Consider the following 17,491-nt stretch of genomic DNA (forward strand, 5'->3'; position numbering starts at 1 on the left):
TTGCCTCCGTACGAATACTTAGGCGAGCGCGCGTTAAGGCAGGAAAAACATTGGTTTCAACGCTGCACTCACCGGACTGTTATCCGGATTCGATGGCATTAAATCCTTCATCGATGCCCACCAGCGCTGACACACTTCCGTTTTTGCCACTGCTTCCCAGCGCGCTTCAGACTCAATTTCCACGCTGGCAAACAGCAGATTGCGTTCAGCATCCAGCCAGATAGCGTAATTGTGCGCGCCATGCGCTTTTAGCGTCTCAGCCAGTTCCGGCCAAATTGGCGTATGACGGCGCAGATACTCATCGTGGCAGTGTGCATGCACCTGCATCACAAAGGCTTTACGCAACATCGCTGCGCTCCGCCTGCAGCGCGGCTTGCCACGGCTTAACGTTGAAGCGTTCACCCAGCGCGATCAGCTGCTCAGTAGTGATGCTTTGACGAATACCGCCCATTGACAGCGCTTTTACCACCACTTCGGAGGATTTCTCCGCCGTATCGATCAGGCCGAAAGTCTCGTCGAGGTTTGGACCCGCGCCAAAGATGCCATGGAACGGCCACATCACAATGCTGTGATTTGCCATTGCGTCTGCCGTTGCCTGACCAATTCCATCGGTGCCGGGCACCATCCACGGCAGAATGCCGACGCCATCCGGGAACACCACCAGACATTCGGTGCTGCCTTCCCACAACAGGCGTGTGAAGCGTGCGGAATCCAGATCGACCACATAGCTCAGCGCCATAAAGTTGGTGGCGTGGCAATGCATGATGACGCGATCAACGCCGTTTGAGACCTGCTTGCGCACGCTGTGCGACTGGAAGTGAGCTGCCAACTCTGATGTTGGCAGGCCGCCGTTACTCAAACCCCAATGGATTTTGTATGACAAGCCTTTGTCATCCACCTGAAGCAGCGCCAGACAGTCGGCCGGGTCGAGCTGAACGTTACGGAAAAACTTACCCGACCCGGTGACCAGGAACCAATCATTGGCCAGTGCTGGAGCAGGTTTGGTTAGCTCAATACAGCGCGGCTCGGCATAGAAATCACCGGCGAAATCTTTAACTTCTTCCGGCAGTAAACGTAAGCTGACGTTGCCGCCGTTACGTTCATCCCAGCCCTTCAACCACATGTCGCTGGTCGCTTTAACCATTCCCTGAACAAAAGCGGAAGAGAGAATATTTTGCATGGTGTGTCCCTTAACGTTGACGCAGTGTTTGTTGTTCATAATGACGGACTTCGCTCAGCCAGCTAGCATCAGCAGGGACATCGTGGCGCAGACACCAGGCTTCCCACACCGCTTGCCACGGCAACGATTTTTGTTCTTCCAGCATCGCCAGGCGGCCGGTGTAATCCCCTTCGCTCTCTAGCTTGCGTAACTGGTCGGTAGGTTCCAGCAGAGCACGCAGCAGCGCTTTTTTGGCATTGCGTGTCCCAATTACCCACGCCGCGATGCGGTTGATCGACGCATCGAAGAAGTCGAGACCGATGTGCACCTTGTCGAACAATTTGTGGCGCGCGATCTCGGTAGCGATGGCCTGGGTTTCATCGTCGAGAATCACCACGTGATCGCTGTCCCAGCGCACCGGACGGCTAACGTGCAGCAGCAGGCGCGGCACATAGAGCATGGCCGTGGAAATTTTGTCGGAAATCACTTCGGTTGGATGGAAGTGGCCGGCGTCCAGAGTCAGCGCGGTCTGGCGGCTGCTGGCATAACCCAGGCAGAATTCATTGGAACCTACGGTGTAGCTCTCTGCGCCGATGCCAAACAGTTTGCTCTCTACCGCATCAATGTGGTGCGCAGGATTGAGTTTTTCACTGATCACTTCATCAAGCGCACTCGCCAGGCGTTGACGCGGTCCTAAACGATCGACGGTGAGATCTTTCATTCCGTCCGGCACCCAGATATTCATGACGGATGCGGTACCCAGTTGCTCACCAAAGTGTGCAGAGATACGACGGCTGGCCTTGCAGTGTTCAATCCAGAACTGACGAATCCCTTTGTCGGCGTGTGACAACGTAAAGCCATCGGCGCTCAGCGGATGGGAGAAACAGCTTGGATTAAAATCGAGGCCCAACTTGTGCGTTTTGGCCCATTCCACCCAGTTGCTGAAGTGTTTCGGTTCAATCGCATCACGATCGACCTGCTTATCGCTCTCCAGATAAATCGCATGCAGATTGAGGCGTTTAGCACCCGGAATGAGTGACATCGCTTTTTCAACATCAGAGCGCAGCTCATCAGCATTACGTGCACGTCCCGGATAGTTGCCGGTAGCCTGAATACCGCCGGTCAGTTCACCGTTCGGATTTTCGAAGCCGCGCACGTCATCACCTTGCCAGCAGTGCATCGAGACCGGAATGCCATCCAGCTGCGCCATTACCTGTTCCACATCCACACCGATGGCGGCGTAACGTTGTTTGGCCAGTTCGAAGGCCTGTTCAATCAGCTTAGTCATATGCAAGTTCCTTAGCAGGTTGGCTGAGCGCGGCAAAGCGTGCCTGATGGGCAGCGAAGGCGCTGTTGTTCAACGGTTCAAATTTTTCTAACGGGAAGTTTTGGCTAATGCAGCGGCGTAAATCGCTGACGTCACGCAGTTCGCCCAAAGCAATGAGCTGGCAGCCGACGTTGCCGAGCGTCGAGGCTTCAATCGGCCCCGCCAATACCGGCAGCTGGCAGGCATCGGCACACAATTGATTTAACAGCGGGTTCTGACTGCCGCCGCCCACCACATGCAGTTGACGCAGCGGTGCCGCGCGCAGTGTGCCGAGTTCGCCAATAACCTGGCGATAGAGTAAGGCCAGACTGTCGAAGATGGTGCGAGCCAGCGCAGCCGGCGTCTGCGGTACGGGCATGTTCTGTTCGGCGCAGGCGTTTTGAGTCTCCTGAACCATGCTGTCTGGATTGATAAAACGACTATGATTGGGGTTAACCAGCGCACGACAGGCGGGCTCTTTTGCGGCTTCTTTGATCAGCGAACAGAGATCGGTAATTTGCAGCTCGGTGCAGACACGTTGCAGCAGCCACAAACCCATAATGTTTTTCAGAACGCGGTAGCCTTCTGCTCCACCTTCATTGGTTACGTTGGCATTGAGCGCCGCCGTGCTGACACAAGGCTGCAAGCTCTCAATTCCCATCAGTGACCAGGTTCCCGAGCTGAGATAAGCGGCATCATCCTGCATTAACGGGGTGGCCAAAACCGCGCTCGCCGTATCGTGAGTCGCAACCGCGATCACCGGAATGTGGTTGCCGCTGGCGCTGGTCCAGTAACCGACAGTGTTACCTGGCGATGTGGGCTTGCCGAACCACTTAGCCGGCACGCCAGCCCACGCAAGCAAATCGCTGTCCCATTCGCCGCTGTGAATATTGAGCAGTTGTGTGGTGGTGGCGTTGGTGTATTCCCAGTTCATCTGGCCGGTAAGGCGATAGTGCAGATAGTCAGGAATCATCAGCGCATACTGCACTTTTTCCTGCCAATCTGGCTGCTGCTGATGCAGTGCGTGCAGTTGATAAAGGGTGTTGAACGGCAAGAATTGAATGCCGGTGCGCTGATAGATTGCTCCTTTGCCGAGATCGTTAATGGCCTGAGCCATGTGCCCTTCTGTACGCTTATCGCGATAACTTACCGCCTCGCCGACGCGTTCACCGTTGGCATCCAGCAACACCAAATCAACGCCCCAGGTATCGATGCCAATGCTGTCCGGCACAATGCCTTCATCATCAAGCTGGGCCAGCCCTAAACGAATCTCTTGCTCCAGTCGATCCAAATCCCAACAATCATAATCTGCACGGCGCACACGCTGATTGGTGAAGCGACGCACTTCGCGCAGGCTGATCTGCTGATTCGCTGAACTCCATTGTGCGAGCATCACGCGCCCGCTGGATGCGCCTAAATCAATGGCAACAATGTTACGCATACTCATGGCGTGTTCTTCCTGTAATGAGATGACTACAGATTAGAAATCTCCGCTTTTTGCCACCTTCCCCTTACTGCCAGTGCGTAATAGTCACTGGCAGGCTGACAAAGAAGTTCGTGAGAAAGCTCACAGAACCACACAAGTGGCGAGATGTGAGCCTTGCCGCATTTCTTTCAATCGCCGGTGAGATCTTGAAAAATTAGCCATTTTCCTGCGTCACTAAGATGAAAATTCAAGGTAAGGTGCGGGGCGCCTGCGTAGACTCGGCAACGGTTGAGTTAATTAAGAGGCGAATCATGACCGTTCTACATAGCGCAGATTTCTTCCCTGAAGGGAATTACGCCATCGCCATCGAGCCGCGTGTGCCGCAGCAGGCATTTCCGGAGCACCATCATGATTTCCATGAAATCGTGTTGGTGGAACAAGGTTCTGGCATTCATGTGTTTAACGGTCAGCCGCAAGCTTTATCCGCAGGATGCTTGTGCTTTGTGCGCGATCACGATCGTCATCTTTATGAGCAAACGGAAAATTTGTGTCTAACCAACGTGCTGTATCGCAGTCCGGCGTCATTTCGTTTTCTCTCGGGTTTGCAGGCGCTCCTGCCGCGCGAAGAAGAGGATCACTACGCGTCGCACTGGCGCATTAATCACAAGTTGATGGCGCAGGCGCTACAAATCGTTACGCAGATGAAGCAGCAAGATGTGTGGTCACTGGAACGTCACGCACGCCAGGAGCAACTTTTTCTGCAACTGCTGGTGTTGTTGCGCGAAGCGGCTCACAACGATCAATTACAGGATCAGGAAGCACGCTTACATCGGTTGCTCGACTGGCTCAATGAGCACTACAGTGAAGAGATTGTGTGGGATGCATTAGCCGATCGTTTTTCATTGTCGCTGCGCACTCTGCACCGCCAGATGAAGCAGCAAACCGGTAATACACCGCAGCGTTACCTTAATCGGCTTCGCCTGTTACAGGCGCGGCATTTACTGCGTCATAGCGATATGCGCATAACAGACATCGCCTACCAGTGTGGATTTGGTGACAGCAATCACTTCTCCACGCTGTTCCGGCGGGAATTTGGCTGTGCGCCCAGAGCGGAGCGCCAGCAGATGCTATAACTGGAGCGTTTCCTCATGTCGCTGATCTTAACGCGGGAAGACTATTTTCCGGCCTCCAATCTGCCGATTGCGGTGGCCGAGCGCATGCCGCAGCCCTCCTTTCCTCCGCACCGTCATGAATTCAGTGAAATCGTTATCGTCTGGCGCGGTAACGGCCTGCATGTGTTGAACGATCGTCCATGGTTGGTAACCTGCGGCGACGTTTTTTACATTCACGATAACGACTGCCACAGCTATGACAGCGTCAACGATCTGGCGCTGGATAACATTCTTTACTGCCGCGATCGCTTTCGTCTTAGCCTTGACTGGAGCCAGTTGTTGCCGCCGCAAGAAGAAGATTCGCCGGGCTGCTGGCGTTTGACCACCCGCGGGATGGCGTTAGCGCGCAGTGTGATTAGCCAGCTGGAACGCGAAAGCCGCAAAAGTGATTCGCTATCGATTCAACTCTCTGAGGCGCTGTTTTTGCAATTAGCATTGATTCTGCGCCGTCACGGTTATGCTGCCGATCGGCCCTGGGCATTACCTGAAGGAGAACAATTAGATCTGCTGATGTCGGCGCTGCAAGGTGCCATCAGCCGTCCATTCGATTTGGCAGTGTTCTGCCAGCAGAATCAGTTGAGCGAGCGTGCGTTGAAGCAACTCTTTCGCCAGCAAACCGGTATGACCGTGGGACACTATCTGCGGCAACTACAGCTGTGTCAGGCGAAATATCTGCTGCGGACGCAGGATTGCTTAATCAGTGAAGTGGCCGCGCGTTGCGGCTTCGATGACAGTAACTACTTTTCGGTGGTGTTTACGCGGGAAACCGGTTTAACGCCGAGCGCGTGGCGGCAGCGTTTCCTGCCGCAGCGTGAATTCTCAGCAGAGAAAGTGAAGGCCTGACGTGCCGTAGCGGCGTCAGGCTTTACATCAGGCTGCCATGCCTAATCCAACGATGTTGGCAGCAATGATAATCACCACACAACCCAGCGAGAGAACGCGAACCGGACGTTGACCCGCCGATTTCCACTCTTTTAGTACCAGACCAACCAAACCACCGCACAGCACGTAGAGGCTCATATGCAGCATCCAGCTGATGAAGTCATACTGTGCTGGGATTTTGGCGTGTCCCCAGGCGTAGAAGAAGAACTGCAGATACCACATGGTGCCGCCCAGCACAGCAAACGCGATATTGGCCAGCAGCATTGGTTTAGCGACGGAGAAATCACGGCGTACTGAAATATCGGTTTTTACCGCCAGACGGATAAAGCAGTAAGCCAGATTGATTAACGCACCACCGCCCATAATCACCACATAGCTTGGCAACGCAACATAGAGTGGATTGATACCCAGATTGGCTGCGGCTTCGTGCATCGGCTTGGCGGCATCCATCGCAAACGACATGCCGGCCGAGAAGATGCCGCACATCACGGCCAGAATCAGCCCTTTTTTCAGATTGAACTCTTCGGCATTGATGCCCAGCGCCCGCTCTTTTAACAGACCGGCACGCGATACAATCCCTACGCCGATCAGCGCAACTAACACGCCGAGCAGTGTCATACGTCCGCCTGGTGAGCTGAATAGCTCGACAAAGCGGCCCTGCAGCAGCGGCGTCATCAAGGTTCCCACCACTAACGTGATACCGATGGCAATACCAATGCCCATCGACATCCCGAGGTAGCGCATGGTCAAACCATAGTTGATGTTACCGATGCCCCACATGGCACCAAACAGAAATACCGGCATCAGTTGAGAGAAACTAAAGCTGCCGTAATACGCCCAGAAGTTCGGCAGTAATACCGCACTGACTGCCCAGGGAAGAATCAGCCACGACATAACGCCGCCTACCGACCACATCGTTTCCCAGGACCACTTTTTCACCTGCTTAAATGGAGCATAAAAACAGGCGGCACTGGCGGCACCCACCAGATGCCAGAAAATACCTGCAATGATGGCACTGTTCATTGTTATTCCTTCGTAAGGTTGAGGCCAACAGGAAACCGGCGGTTTCCCGATTACCGGCAGTCTACGGTGGGCAGCTTTTCGTCAGCCTTTGGATGGCTGCCGGAAAGCGGAGGTTGCTGGCAAAATTCGGTGGGTCGTCAACATAAGGATCACAAAATCGCATTCGCAGGCAGGTCACGGGGTGATTTTTATAAGTGGCTTATTCTTCAACATATTTTTCTATTATGCTGTGCCGATCAGCACAGTTTTTGATTCACTGCCACTGCAACAGTTAACATGGCAGTCACACAAAGCCGCGTACCAGACTTTCCCCGCAGGCGTTTAATCCGTATAACGTTGGGAAAATCATCAGGACGAAGGATTGAGATGAATACCAAAAGATTGCGGCTGTTGCTGTCACAATCGGTGAGCCGCGTGATGCTGGATGACATCCGGGCCATCGTGCCGGCGCAGGCGCTGAACGTCTTTATTAATGGATTAGATGAAGCACATTACGCCACGCTGGATTGCGTGCAGAGCGAGGAGAATTGCGCCCTGCTGGCTTCGGTGATTGTGGTGTGGCGACAGCTGGGTCACGTTCATGCGATTCATTATCAGAAAGGTGAGCATCTGCGTCAGGTCGACGACGCCACGCAATTCCAGCTGTTCAGTATGATGAAAACCCATCGCGCGCTCGTGCAGATCGCTTAACTCTCGGGATGACTATGAAAATCGGACTGCTTTTCCCTATTGCCATCATCATTGCTGGCGTCAGTTTTTTGGCGTGGTTTATTGTCAGCGGCGCGGCGATGCCAGGTTCCTGACATTTTTTAACATACCTTAAATCACTACTAAGCCGCTGAAAGCGCGGCATTTCGCCAGGAATGCTGCGTCTGTCGTGTTGTTCTTCCCTTCTTTGCCATCCCTCAAGTTGCATTGGCAATAGCAAAAAGGTGCTATGCCCTGATCTGTTTCACTCTGCAATTCACAAATCTTTAACGAAACCGATCGCGGAGAACCTGCACATGACAACACACCATCAACATTATATTAATGGCGCGTTTGTTGCCGATCAGAACGACAAGTGGATAGAAGTGATTAACCCGGCAACTGAGGTATTACTGTCGCGCGTGCCGGAAGGCAGTAAACATGACGCCGCACAGGCCATCGACGCAGCTGAAGTGGCGCAGCCGAATTGGGAAGCGATCCCCGCCGTTGAACGCGGCAACTGGCTGCGCAAAATTGCCGCTGCTATTCGTCAGCGTGAACCGGAACTGACCGCCACTATCGTCGCCGAAGGCGGAAAAACCCAGGGTCTGGCGCAAACTGAAGTACTGTTTACAGCTGATTATCTTGAGTACATGGCCGAATGGGCACGCCGTTATGATGGCGAGATCGTTAATAGCGATCGTCCCAACGAAAACATCTTTGTGTTCAGGAAAGCGATTGGCGTCACCACCGGCATTCTGCCGTGGAACTTCCCCTTCTTCCTGATTGCACGTAAAGCCGCGCCCGCGCTGGTAACCGGCAATACCATTGTTATCAAGCCAAGTGAGCTGACGCCTAACAATGCGGCGATTTTTGCGCACATCATCCATGAAATTGGTCTGCCGAAAGGCGTGATCAACTTTGTTTACGGCTATGGCCCGGAAATTGGTCAGGAGCTGGCAGGCAACCCGAAAGTCGGCTTAGTCAGTCTGACCGGCAGCGTCAACGCCGGTATAGCCACCATGGAAGCCGCAGCGAAAAACGTTACCAAAGTCTCGCTTGAACTGGGCGGAAAAGCGCCAGCCATCGTCATGGATGATGCCGATCTCGATCTGGCGGTCAAAGCGATTGTTAGCTCCCGCGTGATCAACACCGGACAGGTGTGTAACTGTGCTGAACGCGTTTACGTGCAGGAAGGCATCTACGATCGCTTTATCAGTGCGCTGACTGCCGCCATGCAGCAGGTGAAGTTTGGTAATCCGGCCGAGCAAAACGATATCGATATGGGGCCGCTAATCACTGCGGCCGCGCTGGAACGCGTTGAGCAGAAAGTGGCGAACGCGGTCGCGGATGGCGGCAAAGTAGTGCTAGGCGGGAAGCGTGCAGGCAGCAAAGGCTTCTATTTTGAACCAACCATTATCACGGGCGTGCGTCAGGATATGGAGATCATGCAGCAGGAGATTTTTGGTCCAGTGCTGCCAGTGATGACCTTTAAAACCCTTGATGAAGCCATAGCGCTGGCGAATGACTGTGAATATGGTCTGACCTCATCGATTTACACTCAGAACCTCAACACCGCGATGGTTGCCCTGCGTAAGTTGAAGTTTGGTGAAACCTATATCAACCGCGAGAACTTCGAAGCGATGCAAGGTTTCCATGCGGGCTGGCGTAAATCGGGCATTGGCGGCGCTGATGGCCGTCACGGTTTGGAAGAGTTCTTGCAGACGCACGTGGCATATTTGCAGTTCTCATAGGATCGACATTCATGGCGTAATGCTTGTCAATTAAGCCAACGACGAGGGCGCAGGCCGGTGGCACTTTTGGTCCGGCGGTCCTCGCGCCGCTAGCGCGGTACCTTCACTTCGCTCGTCTGCCTGACGGACCGGTGGAGACGGGACGTCCTTGTCCCGGCTCCACCTTTCGCCCGCTTCCTGCGGGCTCTCCTAGCTTCCTCGCTTCGTTCAGCGCTGCGGATTGCCTGCCCAAAAGTGCCCCCGGCCTGCTTTAAAGCTTCAGTGCGTGTTTCTGAAAAGGGCACATTTGCCAGAGGCTCTGCCGCAGCAGATGTGTCAGAGCCCGCACCAGATTTAAAGCAAAATGGTTTCTTAACGGACAAGCATTACGCCATAAGTGGCGACCTGTAACCCTGAAACCTTTATAAAACCCGCTTCTGGCTGCGCAGCAGCGCCAGGCCGCTTAACACCGACATCGCCATCAGATAATAACCGGGCGCCAGACTGGTGCCGGTCACGCTAATCAACAGTGTACAAATCAGCGGGGCAAAGCCACCAAACACCGTAACCGCCACGTTATAGCTGATCGCCATGCCGCTGGCGCGCGTACCCATCGGGAACAGATCCGCCATCACCGACGGCACCGTTGAGAAGTAGATCGACTTCAGCAGCGCCATCCAGCACACCAGCAAAATCAACGTAGTCGGCGTGGTGTGATCAACCACCAGCTTAAACGCCGGATAGATGGTGACGATCAGCAAAACCAACGATCCCCACATCAGCGGCACGCGCCCCACCCGCTCGGCCCATAACCCCATAATGGGCGTGACCACCGTCAAAATCACACCCGCCAACAAGGTAGCAGTAAACGCCACGCTGCCCGACAGGTGCAAATTTTTGGTGGCGTAAGTCGGCACATAGTTCAGCATGTAGTTCACCGCAGTCGAAATCACCATCAGGCCGATCGCCAACAGCATCAACTCCTTCTGGCGACCAAACAGACTTTTCAGCGGCGCGGCTTCCGGTTTGTGCTCAGCAAAGCTCGCCGGTTCATGTACGTGACGTCGGATATAGATCCCCAGCGGGCCAATCAGCAGGCCGAAAGCGAAGGGAATACGCCATCCCCAATCCTGAATCTGGCTTTCGCTGAGAATCTGCGTCAGTCCGAGTCCAAATGCCGACGCCATCAACGTACTGGCGCCCTGCGTGGCGAACTGCCAGCTGGCGATAAAGGCTTTGCGCTCCGGGAAGTGTTCAACCAGGAACGCCGTCGAGCTGCCAAATTCGCCCCCGGCAGAGAACCCCTGCACCAGACGCGCCAGCAAAATCAGCAGCGGTGCCATCAGGCCAATGCTGCTGTAGCTCGGCATAAAGGTGATGACCGCGCCGCCGAGCATCATCAGGTTGATCGATAAAAGCAGCGCTTTTTTTCGACCGTGACGATCGGCATAGTTGCCCAGCACAATCGCGCCCAGCGGACGAATCAGGAATGACACACCAAAACTGCCAAAGGTCAGCAACATTGAAACCGACGGATCGCTGGTAGGAAAGAAGGCATGCGCAATGTAGCTGGCAAAAAAGCCGTACACGGCGATATCAAACCACTCCAGCGCGTTACCGATGCAGGTCGCGAACAGCGTTTTGTGCAGATTGGGCTTCGCTGCGTTCAACGGCATCGTGGTATTTAATGTACTCATTGGCCACCTCCAACGTGCGCACGATGCTGCGCCACCAGTTCCGTTCCCTGCTCGCCGAGATCCCACAGCAGACGCGTCATAATCTGCAAACCTTCGCGGGCAATCGATTTCAACATATGCTCGTTGACGCCATGCTGGCCGCAAGCTGGATAAGAGTGCGGCACCCACAAGGTTGGCAAACCGAGAATGTCGGAGAACACGTCATTGGGCAGCGAGCCGCCAAGATTAGGCAGCAGCGCCGGTTTCTTGCCGCTGGTTTCCACCATGCTGGTCAGCACCCAGTTGACCAGCGGATCGGTGGGATCAAGGCGTGTCGCGGGCGATCCGCGCATAAACTCCACCTCCACATAGTCAAAACCGTGCTGATGCAGATGGGCGCGCACATGCTGAGCGAGGTTTTCCCAGTCGGTACCCACCACAAAACGCAGCTGACAAACGGCGGTGGCGCTGCCCGGAATAGCATTCATCGGACGCGCCGGATTGCCGGTGAGAAACGACAACACTTCCAGCGTGTTCCAGCCATACAGGCGTTCGGTTGGCGTCAGTCCCGGCTCGCCCCAGTTCACATCGATATCGGGATCGCCCGGCATGCCGCCCACCTCGATATCGCCGAGAATATCGCGCACCTGCGGCGTCAAAGAGTTGGGTTTCAGCGCCTCAACCTGCAACACGCCCTGCGCGTTGACCAGCGAGGCGATGGCGTTGGCCAACTGCGTACCCGGATTGCTCAACAATCCGCCCCAGTTGCCGGAGTGATAGGCGTTGTCACGCGCATTAACGGTCAAACGGAAATTAACCGCGCCGCGTGAGCCCAGGAACAGCGTCGGACGAACCGCATTGAGACGCGGACCGTCTGAAGCAATAAACAGATCGGCTTGTAGCAGCTCGCCATGCTGCTGGCACAAATGCGCCAGCCCCGGCGAGCTGATCTCTTCACCCATCTCGAACAGTATTTTGCAGTTAAAGCCCAGGCTGCCACCGCGCAACGCAAACACCTGCTCCAGCGCCGCCAGATTGACGCAGTGCTGGCCCTTATTATCTGCGCTGCCACGCGCATACCAGCGATCGCCCTCTTCAACCATCTGCCATGGCGATAAGCCGTCGCGCCAGTTTTCATCATCACCAAACACCACATCGCCGTGACCATAGCTGAGCAAGGTTGGCAGCATGGGATCTTCAATGCGTACCGCCACGAGGAACGGTCGATTAGCGGCTTCCGCGTTGTCGATGAAATGCAACGTGAAGCCCAGAGCGATCAGCTGCGGGCCGATCTCATCCTGCAAATAGCGCTGTAATTCGCTGTCACGATCGTCGCGCTGGCTTTCGGTACGTTGCGCCACGCGACGCGCCAAAATTCGTTGAAACTCCCCGCTGTCAAAATAAGCGGTGGCTTGTTGAACCGCCTGTTGTGCTGTCATGTTTGCCCTGTCTTTTATTGTTTTGTCGTTAAGGCATCTTTGCGGAAACACTGCTTTGCCACAATTATCAATTTATCGAGTAAGATTTGCTTTTATAGCAAAGCTAGCCTGCCCGATTTCGAGGCATGCACCACCATGAGGCATCCGCATGTTAAGCAGTGAAATCCGCTATTTTCTCGCCGTCGCTAATACTGGCTCGCTCAGCGCCGCCAGCGAACAGCTGTTTGTGGCGGTGTCGGCGATCAGCAGGCAAATTCAGCGGCTGGAAAATCAGGTTGGCGTGCCGCTGTTTGCGCGTCACGCGCGCGGCATGGTGTTGAACGAAGCGGGCGAAATCTTTGCACATCACGTACGTAAGAACCTGCTGGATATGGAGTATGCGCTGGCGGAAATTAAGGGACTGAAAGCGGTGCGCCGCACGTTGATTCGCGTGGCCTGCACCGATGGGCTGGCGTTTACGCTGCTACCGCGTTTGATCGCAGATTTTCGCAATGACAATCCGGGCGTGCTGTTTGATGTGAAAGTCGCCAGCACGCAAGGCGTGGCGGAAGCGCTGCGCAACGGCGAGTGTGACGTGGCGCTGCAGTTTAGTCTTCACGCTGAGCGCGGTGTGGAAGTGATGGGTTCGTGGCCGGCACCGGTATTAATCGTGATGCATCAAACGCATCCGCTGGCCAACGCGCCGCAGGTCACGCTCGCCGATCTCAGTCACTATCCGCTGGCCTTGCCGCAGCAAAACACCACCGTGCGGCAACTGTTTGAGCTCGCCAGCCATGTGAACGGCAGCCTGGTTGAGCCGGTGATGACCTGCGATACCTTTTCGATACTGTTTCAATTCCTGCTGCGTACGCCGCAGGCGGTGACAATTTGCAGCGCCTTTACCGTGCTGCAGGAAGCGGAAACGCACGGTTTGATTTTGCGCTCGGTAGGCATCGATCAGCTGAGCCAGCGCACCTTGCAGCTGCAGACGCAATCAGGGCGACCTCGCAGTGCCGCCCTGAATGTGTTTCTCACCTTTATGCTGCAACAGCTGGATGCGTTAGAGGAACCGCTGCGCCAGCGCTGGAAGCCGTGACTCAGTTCTTGATATCCACCGGGTAGAAGATGTGTTTACCGAACGGATCGACCTGATAACCACTCACCGATTTGCGCACCGGCTCGAAGATGGTTGAGTGAGCAATCATCACCGCTGGCATTTGATCATGCATAATCTGCTGCGCTTGCTGATACAGCGCCACGCGTTTGTCGTGATTTTGCTCGGCGCGCGCTTCGGTAATGATCTTCTCAAACGGCTGATAACACCATTTTGACGAGTTGGAGCCGCCATTCGCCGAGGTGCAGCTGTAGAGCGGGCCGAAGAAGTTATCCGGATCGCCGGTCGCCGTGGTCCAGCCCATCAGCGCCGCCTGATGCTCACCGCCTTTCACGCGCTTGAGGTATTCGCCCCACTCATAACTGACGATATTGGCTTTGATACCCACGTTGGCCCAGTCCGCCTGAATCATCTCCGCCATTCGTCGCGCGTTTGGATTATACGGTCGCTGTACCGGCATCGCCCACAGGGCGATTTCGGTGCCTGGCTTAATCCCCGCCTCCTGCAGCAGCGCTTTGGCTTTCTGCGGATCGTAGTCGTAATCCTTCAGATCTTTATCCGCACTCCACACGTCCGGCGGCAGGATGTTTTTCGCTACCGTGCCAGTACCTTTGAAGATGGCATCAATGATCGCCTGTTTGTTAATCGCCATCGCCAGCGCCTGACGCACCTTGACGTTATCCAGCGGTGCTTTGGTGGTGTTGAACGACAGGAAACCGGTATTCAGGCCCGATTTCTGTTCCAGCGTTAAATCGGGATTGGTGCGCATCTTCTCCAGATCGGCCGGATTGGGGAACGGCATAATCTGGCATTCGTTTTTCTCCAGCTTGGCATAACGCACCGAGGCGTCCGGCGTGATCGAGAAGACAATACGATCGAGCTTCGCCTTGCCCTGCCAGTATTCCGGGAAGGCTTTATAGAGAATGCGCGAATCTTTTTGATACTGCACCAGCTCAAACGGCCCAGTGCCAATCGGCTCCATATCGACCTTCTCCGGCGTGCCGGCTTTCAACATCTGGTCGGCGTATTCTGCCGAATGGATCGAGGCAAAATACCAGGCTAAGTCGGCGAGGAATGGCGCTTCAGCGTGAGCTAAGGTGATGCGCACGGTATTGTCATCGACCTTCTCAATGCTGGTGATAAGCTTCGCCAGCTCGAGGCTTTCGAAGTTGGCATAGTTACCGCCGGAGACATTATGGTAGGGGTTTTTGGCATCCATCTGGCGCATAAACGAGAAGATTACGTCGTCGGCGTTAAAATCGCGCGACGGCTTAAATAGCTTGTTGCTCTGGAATTTCACCCCTTTGCGCAGATGGAAGGTGTAGACCTTACCATCCGGGCTGATATCCCAGCTCTCGGCGAGACTCGGCACCAGTTCGGTGGTGCCGGGCGTGAAGTCCACCAGTCGGTTAAAAATCGGTACCGCGCTGGCATCGACGCTGGTTCCCGACGTGTACAATTGCGGGTTAAAGTTCTCTGGCGATCCTTCTGAACAGTACACCAGCGTTTTTGCCGAAACCCCGCCCGCGACCGCCAAGCCGATTGCAGTGAGAGTGAGATTTGCCATCATTTTTTTCATCATGATCCTCGCTTTTTATTGACTTCCATGAGTCTGCTTCGTTATGTAATGTTCATCTGATTAATAAATAACATGATTTAACCAGCACGCGTACTACAGACGCCGCAATGCTAATAAGGAATTGTGATGACAGACCAACTTGCCAGCCAATTGACCCAGCGTTTCTACCGTTATCTGGCGGTTTCCAGCCAGAGCGATGCCAAATCAACCACGCTGCCGAGTACGCCGTCCCAACATGCGATGGCAGAGTTACTGGCCAAGGAGCTGGACGAATTGGGTTTACAGGATATCGTGATTGACCAGCACGCCACGGTCACTGCGGTGAAACCCGGTAATCGCCCTGATGCGCCGCGTATCGGTTTTATCACCCATATTGATACCGTGGATGTTGGCCTGTCGCCGGATATCCACCCGCAAACCCTCAGGTTCACCGGGGAAGATCTGTGCCTTAACAGCACGCAGGACATCTGGCTGCGCGTGGCGGAACATCCGGAGATCAAACCTTATCTCGGGCAGGAGATTATCTTCAGCGACGGCACCAGCGTGCTGGGCGCCGATAACAAAGCGGCGGTAACGGTGGTGATGACGTTGCTGGAGAACCTGCGTGGCGATCACGGTGATATCGTGGTGGCGTTTGTGCCCGATGAAGAGATTGGCCTGCGCGGCGCTAAAGCACTGGATCTTGAGCAGCGCTTTAACGTCGATTTCGCCTGGACTATCGACTGCTGCGAGCTGGGTGAAGTGGTGTATGAAAACTTCAATGCTGCCGCCGCTGAGCTGGTGTTTACCGGCGTGCCGGCGCATCCGATGTCGGGCAAAGGCGTATTGGTCAATCCGCTGCTGATGGCGCATGACTTCATCTCCCGCTTCGATCGCTTAAAAACCCCCGAACATACCGAAGGCCGCGAAGGTTATATCTGGTTCAACGATATGAATGCCAACGCCAGCCGCGCGGTGTTGAAAGCCTCGATTCGTGATTTCGATTTGCAGGGTTTTGATGCGAAGAAACAGCAACTGGTGGAAGTGGCCGATGAAATCGCCGCGCGTTATCCCACCGGCCATGTAGCGCTGACGATTAACGATACTTACAGCAATATCAGTAATGCAATTGGTGAAGATCGTCGTGCGATTGACCTGATTTTTGCCGCGTTAGAGCAAGTGGGCGTGGAACCGAAGGTGATCCCGATGCGCGGCGGCACCGACGGTGCAGCGCTATCAGCGAAAGGATTATTGACCCCGAACTTCTTCACCGGCGCGCACAATTTCCATTCGCGCTTTGAGTTTTTGCCGGTTCCCTCGTTTGTGAAGTCGTATCAGGTGGCCGAAGCGTTGTGTTATTTAGCCGCGAAATAAAAAAAGGTCGCCCTTCATGGCGTCATGCTCGTCAGTTAAGACATGAAACCCTTCATTAACGAGAGCCCACATTGTAGCGGCGCAATTCATTGCGCGATAAATCGCGCCGCTACGGAAGGTGCGGTGATTTGATACGGCGCTTAACTGATCGTCATTACGCCATTTATGGCGACCTCGTTTAGTTATTTACTCGCTGAAACATCAATCCCAGGGAAGAATTTCGCCGCCAGCTTAGTGACGGTGCCATCGGCTTGCACCTTGGTGATTGCCGCATCCAGCTCTTGTTTCAATTTGTCATCGCCTTTACGCAGACCAAAACCGATACCGGTGCCGAGAATGGTGTCATCTTCTACCGGCTTGCCGGCAAAGGCGAAACCTTTACCCTGCGGCTTTTCGAGGAAGCCCGATTGACCGGCAGCTGACATCACCAGCGTGCCGTCAAGACGACCGGCAACCATGTCGTTGTAAACCTGGTTCTGATCCTGATAAGAGGTCACTGTAACGCCCTGCGCTTCCCAGTGCTTCTTGGCATAGGTTTCCTGGATCGAACCCTGCAGCACCCCGATGTTTTTCCCTTTCAGTGATTCGGCGGTTGGCAGCAGCTTCTCGCCCTCTTTCACGATTAACATGGTCGGAATGCGGTAGATCGGCTTAGTGAAGTCGATGCTTTTCGCCCGCGCTTCGGTGATGTTCATTGCGGAGTTAATGGCATCAAATTTTTTCGCCTGCAGCGCCGGAATCAACGCATCAAAGCTGCTTTCCACCCACTTACAGTCGAAGTTGCCTACCTGACAAATCGCTTTACCCAGTTCGATGTCGAAACCTTCCAGTTCACCCTGCGCGTTGCGGCTCTCAAAGGGCGGATACTGCGATTCCAGGCCATAGCGTAAGGTTTCCTGCGCCAGCGCGTGCGCCGAGGTCAGCATGCCCAAAGCGACAAACAGTGCGTTCAATTTTTTCATT

At 54.6% G+C, this 17,491-nt stretch carries 16 protein-coding genes; 7 read left to right on the plus strand and 9 right to left on the minus strand.

Translation table 11 applies throughout. The features are described 5' to 3' along the window. Positions 1 to 33: 33 nt before the first annotated feature. Genes rhaM through rhaB form a run of 4 tightly spaced genes read right to left on the minus strand, consistent with a single transcriptional unit; the run spans position 34 to position 3,912 of the window. Entirely contained in the window at positions 34 to 348 is a 315-nt protein-coding gene (gene rhaM / locus DEU53_RS04650; protein WP_008108878.1) for an L-rhamnose mutarotase, read from the minus strand. Beyond that, a complete protein-coding gene (gene rhaD, locus DEU53_RS04655; RefSeq protein ID WP_110866196.1) occupies positions 338 to 1,180 on the minus strand; it encodes a rhamnulose-1-phosphate aldolase in 843 nt (280 codons plus the stop codon). The genes rhaM and rhaD overlap by 11 nt, the downstream gene beginning before the upstream one ends. Positions 1,181 to 1,190: 10 nt before the next feature. Then, positions 1,191 to 2,447: an L-rhamnose isomerase gene (locus DEU53_RS04660; protein WP_110866197.1), complete on the minus strand. Its 1,257-nt coding sequence runs from the start codon at positions 2,445 to 2,447 to the stop codon at positions 1,191 to 1,193. Then, positions 2,440 to 3,912: a rhamnulokinase gene (gene rhaB, locus DEU53_RS04665; protein ID WP_110866198.1), complete on the minus strand. Its 1,473-nt coding sequence runs from the start codon at positions 3,910 to 3,912 to the stop codon at positions 2,440 to 2,442. The genes DEU53_RS04660 and rhaB overlap by 8 nt, the downstream gene beginning before the upstream one ends. Before the next feature lie 290 nt (positions 3,913 to 4,202). On the opposite strand from rhaB, the gene rhaS reads away from it, so the two are divergent. After that, a complete protein-coding gene (gene rhaS, locus DEU53_RS04670; RefSeq protein ID WP_110866199.1) occupies positions 4,203 to 5,024 on the plus strand; it encodes an HTH-type transcriptional activator RhaS in 822 nt (273 codons plus the stop codon). Positions 5,025 to 5,039: 15 nt separating this feature from the next. Next, entirely contained in the window at positions 5,040 to 5,906 is an 867-nt protein-coding gene (gene rhaR / locus DEU53_RS04675) for an HTH-type transcriptional activator RhaR (RefSeq protein ID WP_110866200.1), read from the plus strand. A 27-nt stretch (positions 5,907 to 5,933) separates the two neighbouring features. On the opposite strand, the gene rhaT is transcribed toward rhaR, so the two are convergent. Beyond that, a complete protein-coding gene (gene rhaT, locus DEU53_RS04680) occupies positions 5,934 to 6,968 on the minus strand; it encodes an L-rhamnose/proton symporter RhaT (RefSeq protein ID WP_101764338.1) in 1,035 nt (344 codons plus the stop codon). Between the two features lie 366 nt (positions 6,969 to 7,334). On the opposite strand from rhaT, the gene DEU53_RS04685 reads away from it, so the two are divergent. The 3 genes from DEU53_RS04685 to aldA all read left to right on the plus strand — a co-directional run bounded on the left by DEU53_RS04685 (position 7,335) and on the right by aldA (position 9,409). Continuing rightward, on the plus strand, positions 7,335 to 7,658 hold the full coding sequence (locus DEU53_RS04685) for a hypothetical protein (protein WP_110866201.1): 324 nt from the start codon (positions 7,335 to 7,337) through the stop codon (positions 7,656 to 7,658). 14 nt (positions 7,659 to 7,672) lie between these two features. Beyond that, positions 7,673 to 7,771, plus strand: coding sequence for a YoaK family small membrane protein (locus DEU53_RS22915; RefSeq protein WP_137385834.1), 99 nt, complete (start codon positions 7,673 to 7,675; stop codon positions 7,769 to 7,771). A gap of 201 nt (positions 7,772 to 7,972) precedes the next feature. Further along, on the plus strand, positions 7,973 to 9,409 hold the full coding sequence (aldA, locus tag DEU53_RS04690) for an aldehyde dehydrogenase (protein WP_110866202.1): 1,437 nt from the start codon (positions 7,973 to 7,975) through the stop codon (positions 9,407 to 9,409). A 401-nt stretch (positions 9,410 to 9,810) separates the two neighbouring features. On the opposite strand, the gene DEU53_RS04695 is transcribed toward aldA, so the two are convergent. Continuing rightward, the gene (locus tag DEU53_RS04695) at positions 9,811 to 11,085 is read right to left on the minus strand and encodes an MFS transporter (RefSeq protein WP_110866203.1); all 1,275 of its coding nucleotides are present in this window, start codon (positions 11,083 to 11,085) and stop codon (positions 9,811 to 9,813) included. After that, entirely contained in the window at positions 11,082 to 12,503 is a 1,422-nt protein-coding gene (locus DEU53_RS04700; RefSeq protein WP_110866204.1) for a M20 family metallopeptidase, read from the minus strand. The genes DEU53_RS04695 and DEU53_RS04700 overlap by 4 nt, the downstream gene beginning before the upstream one ends. Before the next feature lie 148 nt (positions 12,504 to 12,651). On the opposite strand from DEU53_RS04700, the gene DEU53_RS04705 reads away from it, so the two are divergent. Then, positions 12,652 to 13,578: a LysR family transcriptional regulator gene (locus tag DEU53_RS04705; RefSeq protein WP_110866205.1), complete on the plus strand. Its 927-nt coding sequence runs from the start codon at positions 12,652 to 12,654 to the stop codon at positions 13,576 to 13,578. Position 13,579: 1 nt separating this feature from the next. Here DEU53_RS04705 and DEU53_RS04710 read toward each other — a convergent pair whose 3' ends face one another. Further along, positions 13,580 to 15,175, minus strand: a complete 1,596-nt coding sequence (locus tag DEU53_RS04710; protein WP_110866206.1) for an ABC transporter substrate-binding protein — start codon at positions 15,173 to 15,175, stop codon at positions 13,580 to 13,582. Positions 15,176 to 15,301: 126 nt separating this feature from the next. Between DEU53_RS04710 and pepT the strand changes: the two genes are divergently transcribed. Next, positions 15,302 to 16,528, plus strand: a complete 1,227-nt coding sequence (pepT, locus tag DEU53_RS04715) for a peptidase T (RefSeq protein WP_110866207.1) — start codon at positions 15,302 to 15,304, stop codon at positions 16,526 to 16,528. Between the two features lie 182 nt (positions 16,529 to 16,710). Here the strand turns inward: pepT and DEU53_RS04720 are convergent, their stop codons facing one another. After that, positions 16,711 to 17,490: a transporter substrate-binding domain-containing protein gene (locus tag DEU53_RS04720; RefSeq protein ID WP_110866208.1), complete on the minus strand. Its 780-nt coding sequence runs from the start codon at positions 17,488 to 17,490 to the stop codon at positions 16,711 to 16,713. Position 17,491: the final 1 nt, after the last annotated feature.

The sequence above is a fragment of the Pantoea sp. AG1095 genome, assembly GCF_003208415.1.
GTDB classification, from domain to species: domain Bacteria; phylum Pseudomonadota; class Gammaproteobacteria; order Enterobacterales; family Enterobacteriaceae; genus Pantoea; species Pantoea leporis.

Excerpts from the sequence above, each read along its gene's own strand:
- rhaM (WP_008108878.1), bottom strand. The coding sequence starts at position 348 with ATGTTGCGTAAAGCCTTTGTGATGCAGGTGCATGCACACTGCCACGAT.
- rhaD (WP_110866196.1), bottom strand. The coding sequence starts at position 1,180 with ATGCAAAATATTCTCTCTTCCGCTTTTGTTCAGGGAATGGTTAAAGCG.
- DEU53_RS04660 (WP_110866197.1), bottom strand. The coding sequence starts at position 2,447 with ATGACTAAGCTGATTGAACAGGCCTTCGAACTGGCCAAACAACGTTAC.
- rhaB (WP_110866198.1), bottom strand. The coding sequence starts at position 3,912 with ATGAGTATGCGTAACATTGTTGCCATTGATTTAGGCGCATCCAGCGGG.
- rhaS (WP_110866199.1), top strand. The coding sequence starts at position 4,203 with ATGACCGTTCTACATAGCGCAGATTTCTTCCCTGAAGGGAATTACGCC.
- rhaR (WP_110866200.1), top strand. The coding sequence starts at position 5,040 with ATGTCGCTGATCTTAACGCGGGAAGACTATTTTCCGGCCTCCAATCTG.
- rhaT (WP_101764338.1), bottom strand. The coding sequence starts at position 6,968 with ATGAACAGTGCCATCATTGCAGGTATTTTCTGGCATCTGGTGGGTGCC.
- DEU53_RS04685 (WP_110866201.1), top strand. The coding sequence starts at position 7,335 with ATGAATACCAAAAGATTGCGGCTGTTGCTGTCACAATCGGTGAGCCGC.
- DEU53_RS22915 (WP_137385834.1), top strand. The coding sequence starts at position 7,673 with ATGAAAATCGGACTGCTTTTCCCTATTGCCATCATCATTGCTGGCGTC.
- aldA (WP_110866202.1), top strand. The coding sequence starts at position 7,973 with ATGACAACACACCATCAACATTATATTAATGGCGCGTTTGTTGCCGAT.
- DEU53_RS04695 (WP_110866203.1), bottom strand. The coding sequence starts at position 11,085 with ATGAGTACATTAAATACCACGATGCCGTTGAACGCAGCGAAGCCCAAT.
- DEU53_RS04700 (WP_110866204.1), bottom strand. The coding sequence starts at position 12,503 with ATGACAGCACAACAGGCGGTTCAACAAGCCACCGCTTATTTTGACAGC.
- DEU53_RS04705 (WP_110866205.1), top strand. The coding sequence starts at position 12,652 with ATGTTAAGCAGTGAAATCCGCTATTTTCTCGCCGTCGCTAATACTGGC.
- DEU53_RS04710 (WP_110866206.1), bottom strand. The coding sequence starts at position 15,175 with ATGAAAAAAATGATGGCAAATCTCACTCTCACTGCAATCGGCTTGGCG.
- pepT (WP_110866207.1), top strand. The coding sequence starts at position 15,302 with ATGACAGACCAACTTGCCAGCCAATTGACCCAGCGTTTCTACCGTTAT.
- DEU53_RS04720 (WP_110866208.1), bottom strand. The coding sequence starts at position 17,490 with ATGAAAAAATTGAACGCACTGTTTGTCGCTTTGGGCATGCTGACCTCG.